This window comes from Caballeronia arvi, from assembly GCF_001544695.2.
Classification (GTDB): Bacteria; Pseudomonadota; Gammaproteobacteria; order Burkholderiales; family Burkholderiaceae; genus Caballeronia; species Caballeronia arvi.
In genome coordinates this window covers 17,952-40,221 of sequence record NZ_FCOM02000058.1, presented here as the reverse complement: position 1 = coordinate 40,221, position 22,270 = coordinate 17,952, and the positions used below count along the sequence as shown (strand labels likewise).

The 22,270-nt window shown below is 63.6% G+C and carries 23 protein-coding genes; 14 read left to right on the top strand and 9 right to left on the bottom strand.

Going from position 1 to position 22,270, the window contains the following annotated elements:
* Positions 1 to 12: 12 nt before the first annotated feature.
* The 3 genes from AWB74_RS36140 to thiL are packed head-to-tail and all read right to left on the bottom strand — an operon-like array spanning position 13 to position 2,054.
* Entirely contained in the window at positions 13 to 513 is a 501-nt protein-coding gene (locus tag AWB74_RS36140) for a CinA family protein (protein ID WP_061151411.1), read from the bottom strand.
* 28 nt (positions 514 to 541) lie between these two features.
* Positions 542 to 1,075: a phosphatidylglycerophosphatase A family protein gene (locus AWB74_RS36135; protein ID WP_200822083.1), complete on the bottom strand. Its 534-nt coding sequence runs from the start codon at positions 1,073 to 1,075 to the stop codon at positions 542 to 544.
* A complete protein-coding gene (gene thiL, locus AWB74_RS36130) occupies positions 1,065 to 2,054 on the bottom strand; it encodes a thiamine-phosphate kinase (RefSeq protein ID WP_061151410.1) in 990 nt (329 codons plus the stop codon). The genes AWB74_RS36135 and thiL overlap by 11 nt, the downstream gene beginning before the upstream one ends.
* Before the next feature lie 241 nt (positions 2,055 to 2,295).
* Between thiL and AWB74_RS36125 the strand changes: the two genes are divergently transcribed.
* The gene (locus AWB74_RS36125) at positions 2,296 to 4,590 is read left to right on the top strand and encodes an NADP-dependent malic enzyme (protein WP_061151409.1); all 2,295 of its coding nucleotides are present in this window, start codon (positions 2,296 to 2,298) and stop codon (positions 4,588 to 4,590) included.
* Between the two features lie 12 nt (positions 4,591 to 4,602).
* On the opposite strand, the gene AWB74_RS45935 is transcribed toward AWB74_RS36125, so the two are convergent.
* Positions 4,603 to 4,803: a hypothetical protein gene (locus AWB74_RS45935; protein WP_143749386.1), complete on the bottom strand. Its 201-nt coding sequence runs from the start codon at positions 4,801 to 4,803 to the stop codon at positions 4,603 to 4,605.
* Between the two features lie 203 nt (positions 4,804 to 5,006).
* On the opposite strand from AWB74_RS45935, the gene AWB74_RS36115 reads away from it, so the two are divergent.
* Complete coding sequence (locus tag AWB74_RS36115; RefSeq protein ID WP_087039383.1) at positions 5,007 to 5,486, top strand: ribonuclease; 480 nt, start codon at positions 5,007 to 5,009, stop codon at positions 5,484 to 5,486.
* A 16-nt stretch (positions 5,487 to 5,502) separates the two neighbouring features.
* Entirely contained in the window at positions 5,503 to 6,069 is a 567-nt protein-coding gene (locus AWB74_RS36110; RefSeq protein ID WP_061122514.1) for a barstar family protein, read from the top strand.
* Between the two features lie 69 nt (positions 6,070 to 6,138).
* Here AWB74_RS36110 and AWB74_RS36105 read toward each other — a convergent pair whose 3' ends face one another.
* Together AWB74_RS36105 and AWB74_RS36100 are read right to left on the bottom strand one after the other, a co-directional pair.
* Entirely contained in the window at positions 6,139 to 6,876 is a 738-nt protein-coding gene (locus AWB74_RS36105; RefSeq protein ID WP_061151406.1) for a 16S rRNA (uracil(1498)-N(3))-methyltransferase, read from the bottom strand.
* Positions 6,877 to 6,928: 52 nt separating this feature from the next.
* On the bottom strand, positions 6,929 to 7,342 hold the full coding sequence (locus AWB74_RS36100; RefSeq protein WP_061122516.1) for a VOC family protein: 414 nt from the start codon (positions 7,340 to 7,342) through the stop codon (positions 6,929 to 6,931).
* Positions 7,343 to 7,734: 392 nt separating this feature from the next.
* Between AWB74_RS36100 and tkt the strand changes: the two genes are divergently transcribed.
* Together tkt and gap are read left to right on the top strand one after the other, a co-directional pair.
* Positions 7,735 to 9,789, top strand: coding sequence for a transketolase (gene tkt / locus AWB74_RS36095; protein WP_061151405.1), 2,055 nt, complete (start codon positions 7,735 to 7,737; stop codon positions 9,787 to 9,789).
* Between the two features lie 47 nt (positions 9,790 to 9,836).
* Positions 9,837 to 10,847, top strand: a complete 1,011-nt coding sequence (gene gap, locus AWB74_RS36090) for a type I glyceraldehyde-3-phosphate dehydrogenase (protein ID WP_061151404.1) — start codon at positions 9,837 to 9,839, stop codon at positions 10,845 to 10,847.
* Between the two features lie 78 nt (positions 10,848 to 10,925).
* Here the strand turns inward: gap and AWB74_RS36085 are convergent, their stop codons facing one another.
* Positions 10,926 to 11,315 carry a hypothetical protein gene (locus AWB74_RS36085; protein ID WP_061151403.1) on the bottom strand — a complete coding sequence of 130 codons (390 nt, stop codon included), beginning with the start codon at positions 11,313 to 11,315 and terminating at the stop codon, positions 10,926 to 10,928.
* A 111-nt stretch (positions 11,316 to 11,426) separates the two neighbouring features.
* Complete coding sequence (locus AWB74_RS36080) at positions 11,427 to 12,119, bottom strand: FadR/GntR family transcriptional regulator (RefSeq protein WP_061122520.1); 693 nt, start codon at positions 12,117 to 12,119, stop codon at positions 11,427 to 11,429.
* 228 nt (positions 12,120 to 12,347) lie between these two features.
* Here AWB74_RS36080 and AWB74_RS36075 point away from each other — a divergent pair, with 228 nt between their 5' ends.
* The 3 genes from AWB74_RS36075 to AWB74_RS36065 are packed head-to-tail and all read left to right on the top strand — an operon-like array spanning position 12,348 to position 15,214.
* The gene (locus AWB74_RS36075) at positions 12,348 to 13,667 is read left to right on the top strand and encodes a C4-dicarboxylate transporter DctA (RefSeq protein ID WP_061151402.1); all 1,320 of its coding nucleotides are present in this window, start codon (positions 12,348 to 12,350) and stop codon (positions 13,665 to 13,667) included.
* A gap of 30 nt (positions 13,668 to 13,697) precedes the next feature.
* Positions 13,698 to 14,708 (top strand): allantoicase, encoded by a 1,011-nt coding sequence (gene alc, locus AWB74_RS36070; RefSeq protein WP_061151401.1) that lies wholly within the window; start codon positions 13,698 to 13,700, stop codon positions 14,706 to 14,708.
* Positions 14,705 to 15,214, top strand: coding sequence for an ureidoglycolate lyase (locus AWB74_RS36065; protein ID WP_061151400.1), 510 nt, complete (start codon positions 14,705 to 14,707; stop codon positions 15,212 to 15,214). The genes alc and AWB74_RS36065 overlap by 4 nt, the downstream gene beginning before the upstream one ends.
* A gap of 131 nt (positions 15,215 to 15,345) precedes the next feature.
* Here AWB74_RS36065 and fur read toward each other — a convergent pair whose 3' ends face one another.
* Entirely contained in the window at positions 15,346 to 15,774 is a 429-nt protein-coding gene (gene fur, locus AWB74_RS36060) for a ferric iron uptake transcriptional regulator (RefSeq protein WP_061122523.1), read from the bottom strand.
* Positions 15,775 to 15,945: 171 nt separating this feature from the next.
* On the opposite strand from fur, the gene AWB74_RS36055 reads away from it, so the two are divergent.
* From AWB74_RS36055 to AWB74_RS36030, 6 genes are all read left to right on the top strand, one after another.
* On the top strand, positions 15,946 to 16,728 hold the full coding sequence (locus AWB74_RS36055) for an outer membrane protein assembly factor BamE (RefSeq protein WP_061151399.1): 783 nt from the start codon (positions 15,946 to 15,948) through the stop codon (positions 16,726 to 16,728).
* A gap of 123 nt (positions 16,729 to 16,851) precedes the next feature.
* Positions 16,852 to 17,649: a 4-hydroxy-tetrahydrodipicolinate reductase gene (dapB, locus tag AWB74_RS36050; protein WP_061151398.1), complete on the top strand. Its 798-nt coding sequence runs from the start codon at positions 16,852 to 16,854 to the stop codon at positions 17,647 to 17,649.
* 10 nt (positions 17,650 to 17,659) lie between these two features.
* Positions 17,660 to 18,325 (top strand): MotA/TolQ/ExbB proton channel family protein, encoded by a 666-nt coding sequence (locus AWB74_RS36045; RefSeq protein WP_061122526.1) that lies wholly within the window; start codon positions 17,660 to 17,662, stop codon positions 18,323 to 18,325.
* A 12-nt stretch (positions 18,326 to 18,337) separates the two neighbouring features.
* On the top strand, positions 18,338 to 18,772 hold the full coding sequence (locus AWB74_RS36040; RefSeq protein ID WP_061151397.1) for an ExbD/TolR family protein: 435 nt from the start codon (positions 18,338 to 18,340) through the stop codon (positions 18,770 to 18,772).
* 304 nt (positions 18,773 to 19,076) lie between these two features.
* Complete coding sequence (gene leuS, locus AWB74_RS36035) at positions 19,077 to 21,671, top strand: leucine--tRNA ligase (protein ID WP_061151396.1); 2,595 nt, start codon at positions 19,077 to 19,079, stop codon at positions 21,669 to 21,671.
* A gap of 41 nt (positions 21,672 to 21,712) precedes the next feature.
* Positions 21,713 to 22,264, top strand: coding sequence for an LPS-assembly lipoprotein LptE (locus AWB74_RS36030; protein WP_061151395.1), 552 nt, complete (start codon positions 21,713 to 21,715; stop codon positions 22,262 to 22,264).
* Positions 22,265 to 22,270 lie beyond the last annotated feature (6 nt).

Genomic DNA, 22,270 nt, shown 5'->3' with positions numbered 1-22,270 from the left:
CGCTGCTTCGGCTCACCGCTCGCGCTGTTCGAGAAACTCCAGCAGCTTCCTCAGCGCATGCGCCGCCGCTTGCGAGCGCACCTGCTCGCGGTCGCCCTTGAAATGCTGCGTCTCGACGCCGGTATGAAGGCGGTTGCTCCACGCGAACGACACCGTGCCGACCGGCTTCGCCTCGCTGCCGCCGGCCGGGCCCGCAACGCCCGTGATCGCGATCGAAACCTGCGCGCGGCTGTTGCGCAGCGCGCCTTCTGCCATCGCCTTCGCGACGGGCTCGCTCACTGCGCCGTGCTGCTCGATGAGCGCGGCCGGCACGCCGATCATCTCGATCTTCGCCAGATTCGAATAGGTGACGAAGCCGCGCTCGAACCACGCGCTGCTGCCTGAAATATCGGTAATGGCGGTCGCGACCATGCCGCCCGTGCACGATTCGGCGGTTGCGAGCATCAGCCGTTCGTCGCGCAGCTTGTTGCTGACGCGAATCGCGAGTTGGTGAACGACAGAGTCGGTTGGCATGGCGATGTTCTCGAAGAGAGGGATGAAATCAGACGGTCATGCGCCAGAGCGCGATTACGAGCAGCGTGAAGAACGCCGCGACGAGATCATCGAACATGATGCCGAAGCCGCCTTTCAAATGACGGTCGAAATAGCGGATCGGCGGCGGCTTCACCATGTCGAAAAAGCGGAACACGATGAACGCCCACAACTGGCCGGTAAACGTTGCAGGCGTGACCAGCAGCAGCACGAGCCAGAACGCGACGATCTCGTCCCACACGACCGGCGACGGGTCCGCGATACCCATTTTCTTCGCGGTGAAGCCGGTGAACCAGCATCCGGCGATGAAGCCGACGACGATCAGCGCGCCCCATTCCGCAACGGTCAAGTGTCGATTGAACAAGACGAACGACACCCACGCAAAGAGGGTGCCGACCGTGCCGGGCGCGATGGGCGAAAGCCCGCTGCCGAAGCCGAGCGACAGAATGTGCAGCGGATGGTCGAGCATGAAGCGCGCGCTCGCCTTGCGCGGCTTCGGGTTTTGCGGCGAAGCGCCACCCGCGAGCGTGGGGTCAGTCTGCATGAAAATGATCGAAGCCTTGCAACGTCAGGGAGAGCGGCGCGCCTGCGGCATCGCGCCAGGCGATGCGCGGCGCACCGGATGATTCGATTGTACCGATGCGGGTCAGCGGCACATTCACGCTCGTCGCGATATTCGCGAGCGCGTCGCGCGCAGCGACGGGCGCGGTGAAGCAGAGCTCGTAGTCGTCGCCGCCCGCGAGCGTGCATTGGCGGCGCGCAGGCTCGGGCAGCGCGCGCACGGCGTCCGAGCAAGGTACGGCATCGGCGTCGACGATCGCGCGCAGGCCCGAGCGCTTCAGGATGTGCATGAGATCGCCTGCGAGGCCGTCGGAGATATCGAGCGCCGCGTGCGCGACGCCGCGCAGCGCGAGTCCCACCGCGACGCGCGGTTCGGGGCGCTCCAGTGCGCGCCGCCAGTCCGAGCCCTCCGGCGCGGCCCATTCGCCGCGGATCGCGCCGAGTCCCGCGCGCGCATCGCCCAATGTGCCGGACACGTAAATATCGTCGCCGGGCTGCGCGGCGTCGCGGCGCAAGGCGGCGCCGTTGGGCACGTCGCCGAACACGGTGATGCAGATGTTGAGCGGCCCGCTCGTCGTATCGCCGCCGACGAGCGCGCAATCGTAGCGTTCGGCGAGGGCGAAAAGGCCGTCGCTGAATGCTTCGAGCCACGCTTCGTCGGCGCGCGGCAAGGCGAGCGCGAGCGTGAACGCGTGCGGCTTCGCGCCCATCGCGGCGAGATCCGACAGATTCACCGCGAGCGCCTTGTGACCCAGCGTGTAAGGATCGACATCGGCGAAGAAGTGGCGGCCCTCGACCAGCATGTCCGTCGAAATGGCGAGCTGATGGCCGGCCGGCGGCGCGATGAGCGCGCAGTCGTCGCCGATGCCGAGCGGCGTCGCCGAAGCGTCCTGAAGACGCGGCGCGGGCGCCGACGCGCGGCGTGCGAAGAAACGGTCGATCAATGAAAACTCTGAAAGCATGCGTCGGCGATTGAGGTTGATTGTTGCGATGCACGATGAGAACGCAGCGCCGGAAAACCCGCGCTGTATCTCGAAAACAAACGGTCGCAGCCCGCGAAGGCTTGCCGCACGGCCCGATCAGACGTTTTCCAGTCACGGCACTTGTAGCCGAAATGCATGGGCCGCGGCCCGAAACCGTCTCTGATTGGCGCTACAATGCGTTCGAACTTCCATTCTAATTCCCGCACTGCTAGCCCGCCTTATGACGACTGACGCCAATACCAAGTTGCGCGAAGCCGCGCTCGACTATCACGAATTTCCCGTTCCCGGAAAAATCGCGATCGCGCCGACGAAGCAGATGATCAACCAGCGCGACCTCGCGCTGGCCTACTCGCCGGGCGTCGCGTTCGCGTGCGAAGCGATCGTCGAAGATCCGCTGAACGCCGCGCGCTTCACCGCGCGCAGCAATCTCGTGGGCGTCGTGTCGAATGGCACGGCCGTGCTCGGGCTCGGCAACATCGGGCCGCTCGCGTCGAAACCGGTGATGGAAGGCAAGGCCGTGCTCTTCAAGAAGTTCGCCGGCATCGACGTGTTCGATATCGAGCTGAACGAGAACGATCCGCACAAGCTGGTCGACGTGATCGCCGCGCTCGAGCCGACTTTCGGCGGCATCAATCTGGAAGACATCAAGGCGCCGGATTGCTTCATCGTCGAGCGCGAGTGCCGCAAGCGCATGAAGATTCCCGTCTTCCACGACGACCAGCACGGTACGGCCATCGTCGTCGCGGCGGCGATCACCAATGGTCTGAAGGTGGTCGGCAAGAATATCGGCGAAGTGAAGCTCGTCGCGTCGGGCGCGGGTGCGGCGGCGCTTGCCTGCCTGAATCTGCTCGTCGATCTCGGCATGAAGCGCGAGAACATCTACGTGACGGACCTGGCCGGCGTGGTCTACAAGGGCCGCACGGAACTGATGGACCCGGACAAGGAGCAATTCGCCCGCGAAACCAGCGCGCGCACGCTCGCCGAAGTCATGGAAGGCGCGGACGTGTTCCTCGGTCTGTCGGCTGGCGGCGTGCTCAAGCAGGACATGGTCAAGCAAATGGCCGCGAAGCCGCTGATTCTCGCGCTCGCGAACCCGACGCCGGAAATCCTGCCGGAACTCGCGCTCGAAGTCCGCCCGGACGCGGTGCTCGCGACCGGCCGCACGGACTATCCGAACCAGGTCAACAACGTTCTGTGCTTTCCGTTCATCTTCCGCGGCGCGCTCGATGTGGGCGCGACCGTCATCACGAAGGAAATGGAAATCGCGGCGGTGAACGCGATCGCCGAACTGGCGCGTCAGGAGCAGAGCGACATCGTCGCGACGGCCTACGGCATTCAGGATCTGTCGTTCGGCCCGGAATATCTGATTCCGAAGCCGTTCGATCCGCGCCTCATCGTGAAGATCGCGCCGGCGGTGGCGAAGGCCGCGATGGAAAGCGGCGTCGCGACGCGTCCGATCGAGGACATGGACGCCTACGAACAGCACTTGCAGCAGTTCGTCTACCACAGCGGCACGACGATGAAGCCGGTGTTCCAGCTTGCGCGCAGCGTGGAGCCGGAGAAGAAGCGCATCGTGTTCGCGGAGGGCGAGGAAGAGCGCGTGCTGCGCGCGGTGCAGATCGCCGTCGATGAAAAGATCGCGAAGCCGATTCTCATCGGCCGTCCGGCGGTCATCGAGCAGCGCATTCAGAAGTTCGGCCTGCGCCTGAATGCGGGCACGGATTTCACGGTCGTCGATACCGATCACGACGAGCGCTACCGCGAATTCTGGCAAACCTATTACAAGATGATGGCGCGCAAAGGCATCAGCGAGCAGATGGCGAAGCTCGAGATGCGCCGCCGCACGACGCTGATCGGCTCGATGCTCGTCAAGAAGGGTGAAGCGGACGGCATGATCTGCGGCGTGGTGAGCACGACGCATCGTCATCTGCACTTCATCGATCAGGTCATCGGCAAGAAGGAAGGCGCGAAGGTCTACGCGGCAATGAACGCGCTCGTGCTGCCCGGCCGCCAGATTTTCATCGTCGATACGCACGTGAACGTCGACCCAACGCCCGAGCAGCTCGCCGAGATCACGATCATGGCGGCGGAAGAGGTGAAGCGTTTCGGCATCTTGCCGAAGATCGCGCTTCTGTCGCATTCGAACTTCGGCACGAGCAACGCGCCGACGGCGCAGAAGATGCGCGACGTGCTCGCGATCCTGAAAGAGCGCGCGCCGGATCTCGACGTGGACGGGGAAATGCACGGCGACGTCGCGCTCGACGCGCGGCTGCGCAAGGACGTGCTGCCGGAATCGACGCTCGAAGGCGATGCGAACCTGCTGATCCTGCCGAACATCGACGCGGCGAATATTTCGTACAACCTGCTCAAGACGGCGGCGGGCAACAACATCGCGATCGGGCCGATCCTGCTCGGCGCGGCGCAGCCGGTTCACGTGCTGACGTCGTCGGCGACGGTGCGACGCATCGTCAACATGACGGCGTTGCTGGTGGCGGATGCGTCGGCGGCGCGCTGATAACGGTTTTAGTCAGACGAAAGGCGGCGGGTTTTCCCGCCGCTTTTTTTTCGGAGACGAAAAAAAGCGTGCCGTGAAAGCACGGCACGCCTGCGAAAGAAAAAGGAGCATGTCTGCTTCGATCTCGCAAAACGCGGAACCGACGGCAGAGCGCGCTGCCGCGAAGCTGGCGACGGGTGAGGCGGCCCGTCCAGAGGCTTCAAGGTTCCACATGCCGATTATTATCCTATGCAAGATAAAAATCCCTCAGATTCGGGCTATTTCCTGAGGAATGCGTTGCGCCGTAATTGCACAGCCTTGCAAAATTGAGAAAAAAATTCCGATTTTCGGCGTAACGTTGCTTCGCCCTGTCATTAGCGATACCCTTACATCTTTCATGGTCGCCGAACTCTGGGTAACGCGAGGACAACCGCTTGGTGATACGCGCGAGGGCACTCGTCTCCATCGTCGCCCTGAGCGTCCTTTTGGGCGCATGCGGCAAGGATGAACCTCGAAGTGTTCAGGAGCCGGTTGCTTCGGCGAGTCCGGCGCCGGTTTTGCCGGCGGAATCGGCCCAAGAGGCGCAGGTGCGGCAGCCGGAAGCGACCGGCGGGCAGGAGCGTAACGGGCTGGCCACCGTCCACATTGCGCAGTTGCCCAGGCAGGCGGTCGCGACATTGCGGCTGATCGAAGCGGGCGGCCCTTTCCCTTACGAGAAGGACGGCGTCGTGTTCGGCAATCGCGAACGTGTGCTTCCGCGGCATCCACGCGGCTACTACCACGAATACACCGTGCCCACGCCTCGCGCGCGGGATCGCGGCGCGCGCCGGATCGTGTGCGGCGGGCCGAAGAGGCAGACCGGCGATTGCTACTACACGGACGACCACTACTCCAGTTTCAAACGCATTGCAGATTAATTACGGGATTAACGGCATGAGCGACAACATCTACGCGCACGATCACAGCGTCGCGAGTGATCTTTTCGCCACCGGCGATGGCAACCTGTTCCAGCGAGTATTGCGGCTACGCATGACAGAACACGACAACAGACCCGACGACGAGACCAGGCCTGAGGAGTCCCATCTGCAAGAGGATGATCCGGAAGCGCTGTTCGCGACGGTGCGGCCGAATATCGTGCAGTCGATCCGCGCTTTCCGGGTGCAGGAACTCGCGGACGAAGCCAACCGCCTCGGCCAGCATTTTCTCTACGCCTATCTCGGCCAGGCGCAGAGCAAGCAGGAAGTGCTCGAGACCATCGCCACCTCGTTTCTCTTTCCCAAGCATTTCGGCAAGAACTACGACGCGCTGTACGATTCGCTCACCGATCTCGTTCACAAGGCGGGCTCGCAGCCGGGCTTCGTGATCGTGCTCGAACAACTGCCGATCGCGCAGAAGTTCGATAAGGAAGGCCGCGAAGTCCTGCTCGACGTCTTCCGCGATGCCGCCGAATTCTGGGGCGAGCGCAAAGTGGCGTTCCGCGTGTTCTATTCGTTCGTCTGAGCGTCGCGCCGTCTGACGACACAGCCCGATGGCGTCCATCGGGCTGTTTTCGTTTGAGGACCGCGTAAGTTACCAGCCGCCCCAGCGCGCGGCCAATGCGGCCAGCACCGCAATGCCCGCCGTCTCGGTGCGCAGCACGCGCGGGCCGAGTCCGAGCGCGGCAAATCCTGCATGGATGATCGCGTTTTCTTCGGCGGGCGAGAAACCGGCTTCCGGTCCGATGAGCAGCGTGACCGCGCCGCGCGGCGGATCGGCGGGCAGGGACGCGAAGCTCACCTCGGCGCGCGGCGACAGCAGCAGGCGCAACGCACCATCGGCGGCGGCGGGCAGGCCGGCGAGCCAGGCGCCGAGATCGCGCGGCGGCGCGACGTCCGGCACGCGGTTGCGTCCACATTGTTCGCATGCCGCACGCGTGAGCGCCTGCCAGTGCGCCTGACGACGCAGCGCCCGCTCGCCCGCGAGGCGCACGACGCCGCGCTCTGCGGTGATCGGCGCGATGGCCGCGACGCCGAGTTCCACCGCCTTCTCGATCAGCCAATCCATCTTGTCGCCGCCCGCGACGCCTTGCGCGAGCGTCACGCGATAAGGCGGCTCGGCCTCGCGATCGCTGTGTTCGTCGAGACGCGCCGTCGCCGCGCGCTTGGCGATATCGACGAGCGCGCCACGATATTCGCCGCCGGCGCCATCGAAGAGTGTGATCGAATCGCCTGTTTGCAGGCGCAGGACGTGCACGTGGCGCACGACGTCATCGGGAAGAGACAGGGTTTGGCCCACGCAGAGCGGGCAGTCGACATAAAAACGTGGCATGGGGAGTCGATCGCGGAATCGGCTGTCCGCGGATAGTGGAATTGCCTGAAACTCAGCGCAGATGCCGCGCGATCGCCCAGCGATAACCGTCCGGGTCTTCGATCTGGGCGAAGCGGTCGCCCCAGAACTGATCCTGCGGCTCGATGAGCGCCTTTGCGCCTACGGCGAGCGCGTTATGAAAGATCGCGTCGACGTCGTCGACGTACAGATAGAACGACTGCGGCGCCATCTGCCCCGCGCTCTTCGGCGTGCGAGCCTGCGAACCGTATGCACCCTCAGGCGCGAACATCACGATCAACTGCCCGCGATACGTCATCTCGACATGGATGACGGTGCCGTCGTCGTTCACGCTGTCGCGCACCGCGAAGCCTAGCGCTTTCTCATAAAACGCGATGCTCACGCGCGCGTCGCGCACGGTGAGGTACGGAGTCAGCCAGGGAACGTCGGCGGGGCGAGGGTCGGTCATCGATTGCACTCCTTGAAGCCTTTGCTGCACATTGACGGACATTTTGCCACGAAGCCGTACGAACATTGGCCGAAGGTGTCGAGGACGGATTTCGCCGAATCATCGTCCGTCAGCGGCGCGCAGGGTCGTGTAAGGTGACGTTTTGCCGGCTTGCACATGCACGGAACATGCCCGCGCCGAACGCTCCCGGAGCGGCTGGGTGGCAGCGTTCCGGCGCGTGTCAATCGGACCGGTCTGCTAGAATGACGGCCTTCCGATCCTCGTCGTTTCTCGTCGTTCCGGTCCTGAAAACGTTGTGTGCCGCGGGTCCGGCGCCTTGCTTGCAAAGTGAGTTACGACGCTCAGATTCACCACGGATCATTTCAGCTCCAGCCCGAAGCACTCGATACGACATGACGATCCCGACCTCCAGCCAAACCGCCCTCATGGCCAACGCAATCCGCGCGCTCGCCATGGACGCCGTTCAACAAGCCAATTCCGGTCACCCCGGCATGCCGATGGGCATGGCCGAAATCGGCGTCGCGCTGTGGTCGCGCCATCTGAAGCACAACCCGACGAACCCGCACTGGTTCGATCGCGACCGTTTCGTTTTGTCGAACGGTCATGGTTCCATGCTGCTGTATTCGCTCCTGCACCTCACCGGCTACGACCTGCCGTTGAGCGAACTGAAGAATTTCCGCCAGCTGCATTCGAAGACGCCGGGCCATCCGGAAGTCGGCATGACGCCGGGCGTCGAGACGACCACCGGCCCGCTCGGCCAGGGCGTCGGCAATGCGGTCGGCATGGCGCTCGCCGAAGCGCTGCTCGCCGCCGAATTCAACAAGGCCGATGCGAAGATCGTCGATCACCACACGTACGTGTTCCTCGGCGACGGCTGCCTGATGGAAGGCATCTCGCACGAAGCCTGCTCGCTCGCGGGCACGCTCAAGCTGAACAAGCTGATCGCGCTCTACGACGACAACGGCATTTCGATCGACGGCCACGTCGAGCATTGGTTCCACGACGACACGCCGAAGCGCTTCGAGGCCTACGGCTGGAACGTGATCCGCGCGGTGGACGGCCATAGCGTCGAAGCGGTCGATGCAGCGATCGCCGCCGCGAAAAAGTCCGACAAGCCGACGCTCATCTGCTGTCGCACGGTCATCGGCAAGGGTGCGCCGACGAAGGCGGGCGGTCACGATGCGCACGGCGCGCCGCTCGGTGACAAGGAAATCGCGGCGACGCGCGCGGCCATCGGCTGGAACTATGGTCCGTTCGAGATTCCGCAGGAAGTCTATGGGGCGTGGGACGCGAAGGAACAGGGCAAGCACGTCGAAACCGAATGGAACAAGGCGTTCGATGCGTATCGCGCGAAGTACGCGGCAGAAGCCGCCGAATTCACGCGCCGCATGAACGGCGAACTGCCCGCGAACTGGGCACAAGCCGCCGCGAAGATCATCGAGGACGCGAACCAGCGCGCCGAAACCGTGGCGACGCGCAAGGCATCGCAGCAGACCATCGAAGGCCTCGCGGCCGCGCTGCCGGAACTGCTCGGCGGATCGGCGGATCTGACCGGTTCGAACCTCACCAACTGGAAGGCATCGAAGGCCGTTCGCGCGGCGGGCGACGCGGAAAACGCGAACCCGGAGCACGCGGGCATTCAGTGGGGCAACCACATCAACTACGGCGTGCGCGAGTTCGGCATGAGCGCGGCCATCAACGGCATTGCGCTGCATGGCGGCTATCGCCCGTTCGGCGGCACGTTCCTGACGTTCTCGGATTACAGCCGCAACGCGCTGCGCGTCGCCGCGCTGATGAAGTCGCGCTCGATCTTCGTGTTCACGCACGATTCCATCGGCCTCGGTGAAGACGGCCCGACGCACCAGTCGATCGAACACGTGTCGAGCCTGCGCCTGATTCCGAACTTGCAGACGTGGCGCCCGGCGGACACCGTCGAGACGGCCGTCGCGTGGACGCATGCGATCGCGCACAACGGTCCGTCGACGCTGATCTTCAGCCGCCAGAACCTGCAGTTCTCGGCGCGCAACGACGTGCAGATCGCCAACGTCGCGAAGGGCGGCTACGTGCTGCGCGACTGGAACGACGATATCCCCGCGCGCAAGATCATCCTCATCGCGACCGGCTCGGAAGTGCAGCTCGCGATGGAAGCCGTGGATGCGCTGGCGAAGGAAGGCATCGGCGCACGCGTCGTGTCGATGCCCTGCACGAATGTCTTCGACAAGCAGGACGCCGAATACCGCGAGCGCGTGCTGCCGAAGGGTGTGGCGCGCGTGGCGATCGAGGCGGGCGTGACCGATTTCTGGCACAAGTACGTGGGCCTGGAAGGCGGCGTGGTCGGCATCGACACGTTCGGCGAGTCGGCCCCGGCGGGCGCGCTGTTCAAGCATTTCGGCTTCACGGTGGAGCATGTTGTCGCGACGGCCAAGTCCGTCCTGTCCGCGCAGTAAAATCGCGGTCAGCGAAGCAGGTTTTTTTAGCCATCAGGAGATAGACCATGACGATTCGCGTTGCAATCAACGGCTACGGCCGGATCGGCCGCAACACGCTGCGTGCCCTCTATGAGAACGGCAAGAAGCATGACATCGAGATCGTCGCCATCAACGACCTCGGCGACGCCAAGACCAACGCGCACCTCACGCAGTACGACACCGCGCACGGCAAGTTCCCCGGCCAGGTGTCGGTGGACGGCGACTACCTCGTCGTCAACGGCGACAAGATCCGCGTGCTGGCGAACCGCAACCCGGCCGAACTGCCGTGGGGCGAGCTGAAAGTCGACGTGGTGCTGGAGTGCACGGGCTTTTTCACGACGAAGGAAAAGGCGAGCGCGCACATCAAGGGCGGCGCGAAGAAGGTCATCATTTCGGCGCCGGGCGGCAAGGATGTCGATGCGACCATCGTGTACGGCGTGAACCACAACGTGCTGAAGGCGTCGGACACGGTCATCTCGAACGCATCGTGCACGACGAACTGCCTCGCGCCGCTCGTCAAGCCGCTGAACGACAAGATCGGTCTGGTGAACGGTCTGATGACCACGATCCACGCCTACACGAACGATCAGGTCCTGACGGACGTGTATCACGAAGACCTGCGCCGCGCGCGCTCGGCCACGCACAGCCAGATCCCGACGAAGACGGGCGCGGCTTCCGCGGTCGGTCTCGTGCTGCCGGAACTGAACGGCAAGCTGGATGGCTACGCGATCCGCGTCCCGACGATCAACGTGTCGGTCGTCGATCTGTCGTTCATCGCCGCGCGCGACACGACGGTCGAAGAGATCAACAAGATCATGAAGGAAGCGTCGGAAGGTGAACTGAAGGGCGTGCTCGGCTACAACGACGCGCCGCTGGTGTCGATCGACTACAACCACAACCCGGCTTCGTCGACGTTCGATTCGACGCTGACCAAGGTGTCGGGCCGTCTCGTGAAGGTGTCGAGCTGGTACGACAACGAGTGGGGCTTCTCGAACCGCATGCTGGATACGGCTGTGGCGCTCGCGAACGCCAAATAAAGCCAAGTAAGTTTCGGTCCGCTGAAATGACAAAGCCGCTCCTCGGAGCGGCTTTGTTTTTGCTGCGATGAAAGTGCGTTACGCGAGCTTCTCCCGCAAAAACGCCACGACGTAAGGCGTTGCCGCCGCCGCGACCGTCGATGCCGTTGCAGGATCGATTCCCATGCGCGCGGCAATCGACTCGGCGACGCGGCCGGTGAGAACGCCTTCGCCACCTTCCTCCATCGATTTGAGGAAACCGTCGCCGCGCACGAGCCCGGCGGCGAACGCGGCGAAGAAGCTCTTGCCGGGATGGTTTCCGAGCAAGCCCGCGTTTTGTTCCTCGGCGTGGGCATGCGCCGTTTCCGCGGCGGCGCCGAGCATCTGCTGGCTGTCTTCCTGGCTGAAGCCCTGATCGGTCAGCGCTTGCGTGGCTTGCGCGCCGTGTTCCGAAGACAGAAATTCTGAAACGAGTTGTTGCATGTCCATCGACGCTGCTCCTCTTGATGTTTGGTCATTGCAGGGCAGCGCAAGCGGATAGAAACCTCCATCACGCACGGCCCTTGCTGAGACCGCGCATGCTTCGGGAAGTGCCGGGCTTTACTTGTTCGGTACGGGAAAATGCACGCCCGCGCGTTGCGCCGCATTCACGATGTGGCCTTCGATCGCGCGTCCGGCCTTCTCGCCATCGCGCGCCTTCAATGCTTCGATGATCACCGCGTGCTCGTGATACGTCGACAACACCAGTTCACGCCGATAGAACGGCAGACGCTGGCTTTCCTTCATGATGTCGGCGCTGCCGCGCAGGATCGATTCGATCGCCGCATTGCCCGCGAGACTCACGATGCGCATATGGAACGCGAAATCCAGTTGCGCGGCTTCTTCGAGCGCGGATTCCGTCAACGCGCCGTGCAGCGAATCGAGATTGTCGTCGAGCCAGTCGATATCCGAATCGCCGATCGAATGCGCCGCGAGCCGCGCGACGAATCCCTCCAGCGCGAAACGCATCTGATACGTGTCGGGCAACGACGCCTGATCCGCGAAGCGCCACGGATGCGCATTGCTCGCCTGCGCGCTGTTGACGTACACGCCTTTACCCGGCCGGATATGCAGCATGCCGAGCGCTTCGAGCGTGGAGAGCGCCTCGCGCAGCGACGCCCGGCTGATCGCCAGTTCCTCCGATAGTTGCCGCTGAGCCGGCAGCAAGCTTCCGACCGGATATACGCTCGATTCGATGCGCTCGCGAATGGTCGCGATCGCGGCGTCGGTCACGGTGTGAGGGACGTTTTTCATAAGAAGAAAGCTGTATTGGCCGGTCTGACCGCCATTGTATGCGCGTCCCGCGCGCCCGTGTGAACGGCCGTTCCACGCGCATTTCCGTGCCCGCTCGAAACAGGGTAAACCGCTACCAACAGTTCCTTGACGACGCTATATCGGTTTTCTAATATTCCCCATCACAGCACTGGTCCGACCAGTCGGAACAGTTGCTCTGATCCCGAGACATTACACGAGGAGACGGTCGTGTTGAGATTTCTGAATTCGCTGTTCGGCAGGGTAATGATCGCGCTGGTCATCGGCGTGGTGGTGGGCGCGTTGTTTCCGCACTTCGGCCAGTCGTTGCGGCCATTGGGCGACGGCTTCCTGAAGCTCATCAAGATGGTGATCGGGCCGATCGTGTTCTGCGTCGTCGTGAGCGGCATGGCGAGCGCGGGCGATCTCAAGAAGGTCGGGCGCGTCGGGCTGAAGGCCGTGATCTACTTCGAGATCATGACCACGCTCGCGCTCGTCATCGGCGCGATTCTCGCGTGGGTCACGCGTCCGGGCGTCGGCATGAACATCGATCTGCATACGCTCAATGCCGCGTCGCTCAGCACGTACACGGAGCACGCGAAGAGCCTGAAGGACACCGCGGGCTTCCTGCTGAAGATCATCCCGGACACTGCGATCGATGCCTTCGCGAAGGGCGACATCCTCCAGGTGCTCGTGTTCGCGATCCTGTTCGGCGCGGCGCTCTCGATGCTCGGCGAGAAGGCGCAGCGCGTGACGGTCTTCATCGAAGAGCTGTCGAACGTGTTCTTCCGCATCATGGCGTTCATCATCAAGCTCGCGCCGCTCGGCGTGCTCGGTGCGATCGCGTTCACGACGGGTCAGTACGGCGTGGCGTCGCTCAAGCAACTGGGCCTGCTCGTGATGGTGTTCTACGCGAGCTGCTTCCTGTTCGTGTTCGTCGTGCTCGCGGTCGTGATGCGGCTCGCAGGCTTCTCGATCTTCAAGCTCGTGCGCTATCTGCGCGAGGAACTGTCGATCGTGCTCGGCACGGCTTCGTCGGACGCCGTGCTGCCGCAGATCATGCGCAAGCTCGAATGGATGGGCGTGAAGGATTCGACCGTCGGTCTCGTGATTCCGACCGGCTATTCGTTCAACCTCGACGGCTTCTCGATCTATCTCACGCTCGCCGTGATCTTCATCGCGCAGGCGACCAACACGCCTTTGTCGATGCATGACCTGATCGTCGTCGTGCTCGTTTCGCTGGTGACATCGAAGGGCGCGCACGGCATTCCCGGCTCCGCGATCGTCATTCTCGCCGCGACGCTCTCCGCCATTCCCGCGATTCCCGTGCTCGGCCTCGTGCTGATCCTGCCGGTCGACTGGTTCGTCGGCATCGCGCGGGCCGTGACCAATCTGATCGGCAACTGCGTGGCGACGGTGGTCGTCGCAGTCTGGGAGAACGATATCGACCGGGCGCGCGCCAAGCGCGTGCTCGACCAGGACGCCGATTACCGCTTCGTGCCCGCCGCGCCGGAACCCGCGCAAGCTCACGAGCACGCGCACGCAATCTGATAACCCGTCAATCACTGAGAGACACGCAAAATGGCTAACCCGATTCTCGACGCAGACGCTCCCGCTTTCGCCCGCCGCTACATGAACCTCGCGGACCCGCGGCTCGGCGCGCGGGCGCTCTCCGCCACCGATGAATTCTTCGCGCCGAAAGACCGCATGCTGGAGCCGCAGCCCGCGGTGTTCATTCCCGGCAAGTACGACGAGCACGGCAAGTGGATGGACGGCTGGGAGACGCGCCGCAAGCGCACGACCGGCTACGATTACTGCATCGTCAAGCTGGCGCGCGCGGGCGTGATTCATGGCATCGACATCGACACGAGTCACTTCACCGGCAACTTTCCGCCGGCGGCGTCGATCGAAGCGTGCTACAGCGAAAGCGCGAATCCGCAGGACGATGGCGACTGGCGCGAGATCGTGCCGTCGACGACGCTGCAGGGCAACCATCATCACTATCTCGACATCAGCGATACGCGCGCCTACACGCATCTGCGCGTGAACATCTATCCCGATGGCGGCATCGCGCGGCTGCGCGTCTACGGCCAGCCGAAGACGGATTTCTCGCGCGTCGAACGCGGCACGCTGCTCGATCTCGCGGCGATCGAAAACGGCGCGTATCTGGTCGCGGCGAACAATCAGCACTTCGGCCCTGCATCGCAAATGCTGATGCCGGGACGCGGCGTGAACATGGGCGACGGCTGGGAAACACGCCGGCGCCGCGAGCCGGGCAACGACTGGGCGATCGTCGCGCTGGCCAATCCAGGCGTGATCCGCGCGATCGAAGTCGACACTGCGCACTTCAAGGGCAATTATCCCGACCGCTGTTCGCTGCAGGCGGCGCGCGTCGAGGGCGGCACGGATGAATCGCTCGTCACGCAGGCGATGTTTTGGCCCGTGCTGCTCGACGAACAGAAGCTCTCGATGGACAACGTGCATCGCTTCGAGAAAGAGATCGCGGCGCTCGGTCCTGTGACGCACTTGCGCTTCAACATCTATCCGGATGGCGGCGTATCGCGGCTGCGCATCTTCGGGGAAATCGAATGAAATCGCTCAGATTGGAACCGCTTACGCGTGAAGCCTTTGCGCCGTTCGGCGATGTCATCGAACTCGAGGGCGCGCGCCATTTTCCGATCAACGCGGGCACGACGGAACGCTTTCACGATCTCGCGAACGTGGAGGTGGGCTTCGAGAGCGGCGGGCGGCCGCTCATCAACGTGTTTCGAGGGCAGCCGCGTGCGCAGCCGGTTGTGATCTCGATGATGGAGCGGCATCCGCTCGGCAGCCAGGCGTTCGTGCCGCTCGGCGATGTGCGCTATCTCGTGGTCGTCGCGCCTGCGGGCGAGTTCGATGCGGCCGGCATGCGCGCTTTCTATGCGCGCGGCTGGCAGGGTGTGAACTATGCACGCGGCGTGTGGCATCACCCGCTCATCGTGCTCGATGCGCCGGGCGATTTCATCGTCGTCGATCGCGGCGGCGATCTGCCGAATTGCGACGAGATCGACTTGCCCGAACGCTATACGCTCAGCGCGCCATCTGTGGTTGCGGCATAGCAGAATCGAAATGCAACTGCGAATCGCTCGCAGAAGCAAATCGCAAAACGTACAGGCGAAACGAAACCGCCGTCCATCGAGAGATGGACGGCGGTTTTTTCATCGACGCGGCTAAAGCCCGCGCGCGACGCTCAATGCTTGCGGTGCGGGCAGTTTTCCTTCGTGCATGTGCCGTACAGCGCAAGCGCATGCTCGTGGAGCTTGAAGCCGCGTTCCTTCGCGATCGATTGCTGACGGCGTTCGATCTCGGCATCGAAGAACTCTTCGACACGGCCGCAGTCGATGCACACGAGGTGATCGTGGTGCGAACCTTCGTTGAGCTCGAACACAGCCTTGCCCGATTCGAAATTGCTTCGCGACAGCAGGCCGGCCTGCTCGAACTGCGTGAGCACGCGATAAACCGTTGCGAGACCGATATCCAGCTCTTCGTTGAGCAGGTTTCGATACACGTCTTCGGCGGTCAGATGGCGCACCGGACTATGCTGAAAAATTTCGAGAATCTTGAGGCGGGGCAGGGTCGCCTTGAGCCCGATATTTTTGAGATCGGCGGGATTGGTCATGGCTAGGCATCCCTAGAGTACAATTCAAGGTTCTCATAGTAATGCGTTTTTCCGATTCCCGACATCCCGTACGGAGTCAAGGCGAATCGGATTAAAGAGCGCGGCCTTGGATCGTCTCGCGTGAAGGGTCAAATGTTTTCAAATTTATTGAATTGCAGGGAGAGCCGTCGCATGCGGGGTACCGTGATCGCAGCAACTTTGGCCGCATTGCTCGCTGGCTGTACGGCGTACGACAGCGTCACGCAGAAAATCGCGCAAAGCATCACACCGTATCGAATCACGGTCGTGCAAGGCAACTTCGTTTCGCAGGAAGCGGCCAATCAGATGCAGGTCGGCATGTCGCGCGACCAGGTGAAGCAACTGCTCGGCACGCCGCTTCTGACCGACATGTTCCATGCGGATCGCTGGGACTACGTGTTCTATTTCAAGCGTGGTTCGACATCCATCGTGCAGCAGCGTGACTTCGTCGTGAACTTCGCGAGCGATCGCGTCGTGAGCTGGTCTGGCGGCGAGAATCTTCCGTCGAATCTGGAACTGCTCGCGGAAATCGATGGCGACAAGGGCATCAAGGTCGCGAAGCCTGTTCCCGCTCCGACGCCCGCGGCGTCGGCGGTGGCGGTCACTGCGCCGGTCGGCGAGCCGTCCACGCAGCCGAACACGGCCGCAGCCTTTGCCGGCGACGCCAATCAGGAAGCCGCGCAGGCTGCCAACCGCGCGACGGCGCAAGTGGAAATGCCCGCCGGCCGTCAGCGTTCGTCCGCGTTCAGCAGCGCGCCGACGACGACGGGCGGCGCGCCCGGCTCGAACAACAGTTCTGGCAGCAATTCGCAGATTCAATTGCAGCGCCGGCCGCAGACGATCAACATCCCGGACAGCAGCGCGGTGGGTCCGGCGAGCACTTCGCCGACCCCGGCCAACGCGAGCGGCCAGACGCAGTTCACCATGCCGCAATAAGCACGCAGCCTTCCGGCCTCGAATCGCGTCCCTGGCGGCGCGCTTCGGGCCGGACGGGCAAAGCCGCATCATTCGCCGCGCGTTCGTCGCGCGACGCATCGAGAGACTCAACGAGAGACAGCCATGAAGATCGCCATCGCCGGCGCATCGGGCCGCATGGGCCGGATGCTGATCGAAACCGTTCTGAATGATCCGGACGCGCAACTCGTCGGCGCGCTCGACCGGCCCGGCGTGCCGCAACTCGGGCAGGACGCGGGCGCGTTCCTCGGCAAGACCACGGGCGTTCTGCTGACCGACGACGTGGAACGCGTGTTCGCCGATGCCGACTATCTGATCGACTTCACGCGCCCCGAAGGCACGATCGCGCATCTCGAAGCGGCGCTGCGCCACGACGTGAAGATGATCATCGGCACGACGGGTTTCTCCGATGAACAGAAGGCCCAACTCCGGAAAGCGGGCGAGAAGATCGGCGTGGTGTTCGCGCCGAATATGAGCGTCGGCGTGAACGTCACGCTGAAGCTGCTCGAATTCGCCGCGAGGCATTTTTCGCAGGGTTACGACATCGAGGTCATCGAGGCGCATCACCGACACAAGGTCGATGCGCCGTCGGGCACCGCGCTCGCAATGGGCGAGGTGATCGCGAAGGCGCTCGGCCGCGATCTGAAAGATTGCGCGGTGTACGCCCGCGAAGGCGTGACGGGTGAGCGCGATCCATCGACGATCGGCTTCTCCGCGATTCGCGGCGGCGATATCGTCGGCGATCATACGGTGCTCTTCGCGGGCATCGGCGAGCGCGTCGAGATCACGCACAAGTCGGCGAGCCGTCTGTCGTATGCGCAGGGCGCGCTGCGCGCCGCGCATTTCCTGCAAGAACGCGACGCGGGCTTCTTCGACATGCAGGACGTGCTCGGCCTGCGCTGATTCCGTAACAATGGCCGCAACAGGCGTCATTCATTACCTGCAATCCGGCGATGCCGTCACACACGCGGTCGCCGGCTTGCTGCTCGCGATGTCGCTCGCGAGCTGGTGCTTTCTGCTCGTCAAGACATGGATTCTCGCGCGCGCGAAATGGCAAGGGCCACGCGCCTTGCAGCGTTTCTGGCAGGCGGCGAGTCTGAAAGAAGGCATCGGCGCATTGCAGCGCGCGGATCGCGAGCGTGTGTTTCTGCCGCTCGCCGAAGCCGCGTGGCGTGCGTCCGAAGCCGACATGCCCGGCGCGATGCTCGCGCGTGTCGAGCGCAGCGAACGCGTGCTGCGCGCGCTGCGCCACGCGTTGCTCCGTTCGCAACGAAGGCTCGAATTCGGACAGGTATTGCTCGCATCGGTGGGCAGCACCGCGCCGTTCGTCGGCTTGCTCGGCACCGTCTGGGGCATTTATCACGCGCTCGGCAGCATCGCATCGAGCGGACAGGCGATGATCGAAAACGTCGCCGGGCCGGTCGGCGAGGCGCTCATCATGACGGCGTTCGGACTCGTCGTCGCGATTCCGGCCGTGCTCGCGTACAACGTGCTCGGACGCTACGTGCGGCAGATTTCCGAGGAACTCGACGGCTTCGCGCACGATCTGCACGCGTTCATGTGCGGCGACGCCGAGTAGGAGCGCGCGGCAATGGCCTTCGGCGGACTCGAGAAACAATCCAACGGCCAGCCAATGGCCGAGATCAACATGACGCCGCTCATCGACGTCATGCTCGTTCTGCTCGTCATCTTCATCATCACCGCGCCGCTGTTCACGCACGCGATCCGGCTCGATCTGCCGAAAGTCGCGTCGCAGCCCGCGCGCGAGACGCCGCAGACCATCACGCTTTCCATCGACGATGCCGGCAAGCTTTTCTGGAACGATGCGCTCGTCAGTTTCGATCAGATGCGCGCACGATTCGCCGAAGCGGGCAAGGCCGAGCAGAAGCCGGAGCTGCATCTGCGGGCGTCGAGCGCGACGCGCTACGAAGTTATCGCGCAGGTCATGGGCGCGGCGCAGCAGGCAGGGCTGGAACGTATCGGCTTCGTCACGCAGCCGGTCGCGGGCGCGCAGCGGGCGCGCTGACTCCGGCATTCGGCCTATGCCGAACGGCTGAATTGCCGATCGCGCTCCCTGTGTTCAAACTTGCCGATACGAGCCCGGATCATGCATCGGCCAAGGCGCTTCGCGCGACTGCGCGGGTAAGTGGGACGGTATAATCGTCATTTCCCCGTTCGGCGGGCCCGGCAAGAGCCAGCAGGCCCGAATTCCGACGCTGCGCCGTGTCAGCGATGCCCCCGCGCACGGACTCGCCGCTCGAAGTCCATTGAGACGAAAGCGGCCGGTCCCGAGGTCCGTTCCCAGCATTTGCCGAAAGCCAAACCAAACCATGCACGATAAATACGTACCCGCCGACGTCGAATCCGCCGCGCAGAGCAACTGGCGCGCGAATGACGTCTACCGGACGACCGAGACCTCGGCCAAGCCCAAGTTCTACTGCGTCTCGATGCTGCCGTATCCGTCGGGCAAGCTGCACATGGGTCACGTGCGCAACTACACCATCAACGACGTGATGTACCGTTATCTGCGCATGAACGGTCACAACACGCTGATGCCGATGGGCTGGGACGCGTTCGGCATGCCCGCCGAAAACGCGGCAATGGCGAACAACGTGCCGCCGGCGAAGTGGACGTACGAAAACATTGCGTACATGAAGAAGCAGATGCAGTCGATGGGCCTCGCCATCGACTGGTCGCGCGAAGTCGCCACGTGCTCGCCGGATTACTACAAGTGGAACCAGTGGTTGTTCCTGAAGATGCTCGAAAAGGGCATCGCGTACAAGAAGACGGGCACGGTGAACTGGGACCCGGTCGATCAGACCGTGCTCGCGAACGAACAGGTCATCGACGGGCGCGGCTGGCGCTCGGGCGCGCTCGTCGAAAAGCGCGAAATCCCGATGTACTACCTGCGCATCACCGATTACGCGGATCAGCTTCTCGACGATCTCGAAGGCCTCGGCTGGCCCGAGCGCGTCAAGATCATGCAGCAGAACTGGATCGGCAAGAGCTTCGGCGTGAACTTTGGCTTCCCGTATGAAATCGACGGCGAAGCGAAGCTGCTGCGCGTCTTCACGACGCGAGCCGACACGATCATGGGCGTCACGTTCGCGGCGGTCGCGGCGGAGCATCCGCTCGCCACGCGCCTCGCGCGCGACAACGCGGATCTTCACGCGTTCATCGACGAATGCAAGCGCGGCGGCGTCGCGGAAGCCGATGTCGCGACGATGGAAAAGAAAGGCGTGCCGACCGGCTTCTTCGTCACGCATCCGTTGACGGGCGCGCAAGTCGAAGTGTGGATCGGCAATTACGTGCTGATGTCCTACGGCGAAGGCGCGGTCATGGGTGTGCCGTCCCACGACGAGCGCGATTTCGCGTTCGCGAAGAAATACGGCTTGCCGATCAATCAGGTGATCGACGTCGAAGGCAAGACGTACTCGACGGACGCCTGGGAAGAGTGGTACGGCGATAAGACCGCGGGCAAGCTCGTCAACAGCGGCAAGTACGACGGCATGACGACCGAGCAGGCCATCGACGCGATCGCCGCTGACCTGAAAGCGAAAGATCTCGGCGACAAGCAGGTCACCTGGCGTCTGCGCGACTGGGGCATTTCGCGCCAGCGCTACTGGGGCACGCCGATCCCCATCATCCACTGCCCGAGTTGCGGCGACGTGCCGGTGCCGGAAAAGGACCTGCCTGTCGTGCTGCCGGAAGACCTCGTGCCGGACGGCACGGGCAACCCCCTCGCGAAGTCCGCAGCGTTCCTGAACTGTACGTGCCCGAAGTGCGGCGCGGCAGCGAAGCGCGAGACCGACACGATGGACACCTTCGTCGATTCGTCCTGGTACTTCTCGCGTTACAGCGCGCCCGATGCGAAGACGATGGTCGACGAGCGCACCGACTACTGGATGCCGATGGATCAGTACATCGGCGGCATCGAGCACGCGATTCTGCACCTGTTGTACTCGCGCTTCTGGACCAAGGTCATGCGCGACATGGGCCTCATCAAGTTCGGCGAGCCCGCCAAGAACCTGCTCACGCAGGGCATGGTGCTGAACGAAACGTTCTATCGTGAGGACGTGAGCGGAAAGAAGACCTGGTATAACCCGCTCGAAGTCACCGTCGCGCACGACGAAAAGGGTCGTCCGACGGGCGCCACGCTCAATGCGGACGGGCAGCCGGTTGTGCTCGGCGGCGTCGAGAAGATGTCGAAGTCGAAGAACAACGGTGTCGATCCGCAAACCCTCATCGATCAGCACGGCGCCGATACCGCGCGCCTGTTCGTGATGTTCGCGGCGCCGCCCGAGCAATCGCTCGAATGGTCGGGCGCGGGCGTGGAAGGTGCGAGCCGCTTCCTGCGTCGCGTGTGGCACTTTGCGCACGGCAACGCCGACGCGCTGCGCCACCACGCGAAGCTCGACGCCTCGAAGCTCGACGACGACGGTAAGGCGCTGCGCCGGGAAATCTACACCGTGCTGAAGCAGGCTGATTTCGACTACGGCCGCCTGCAGTACAACACGGTCGTTTCCGCCGCGATGAAGATGCTCAACGCGCTCGAAGGCGCGAAGAATCCGGGCGAAGGCCTGCTGAACGAAACTTTCGGCGTGCTGTTGCGCGTGCTGTATCCGGTGGTGCCGCACGTCACGTTCCAGTTGTGGTCCGAACTGGGCTACGAGAAGGAATTCGGCCCGCTGCTCGACGCGCCCTGGCCGAAGGTCGACGAAGCCGCGCTGGAGCAATCGGAGATCGAGCTCGTATTGCAGGTCAACGGCAAGGTGCGCGGCGCGCTGACGGTCGCGAAGGATGCATCGCGCGAGGCGATCGAAAAGGCCGCGATCGCACACGAAATGTTCGAAAAGTTCTCGGAAGGCCGCGCGCCGAAGAAGGTGGTCGTGGTGCCGGGACGTCTCGTGAACGTGGTCGTCTGATGCTCACAGCCAAGGGAGTCGACGTGGATCGTGAAGCTGGCATGAGCAGGCGCTCGTTTCTGGCGCTGTTGGGTGGAGCGGCAGCGCTGTCCGCGTGCGGCTTCCAGTTGCGCGGCCAGCAGGACTACGCGTTCAAGCGGCTCGCAATCGCGGGCGGCACGCCGCAGATGGTCGCGCGCATTGAGCGCATGGTTCAGGGCGGCAGCGACACGGTGATCGTCAAGCCGTTCGAGAAGCCCGAAGCGACGCTCAATCTGTCGGAAGGCCAGGGCACGCGCACGCTCAGCCTGAACGCGCAAGGCGTGGTACAGGAATACGAACTGGTCTACAACCTGAACTATTCGCTGCTCGGGGCCGACGGCACGATGCTCATTCCGCCGAGCGCTATCGCGCTGAATCGCTCGATGACTTATAGCGATCAGTACACGCTCGCCAAGTCGCAGGAAGCGACGCTGCTCTACAACGACATGCGCAACGACGCCGTCGACCAGTTGACACGCCGGCTCGCAACGGTGCGCTCGCTGCACCCAGCGCCGGGCGAGCGGACGCCGGCTGTGTCGCCGCGCGCGCCGCTGCCGGTGCCGCCACTCTGATCGGCC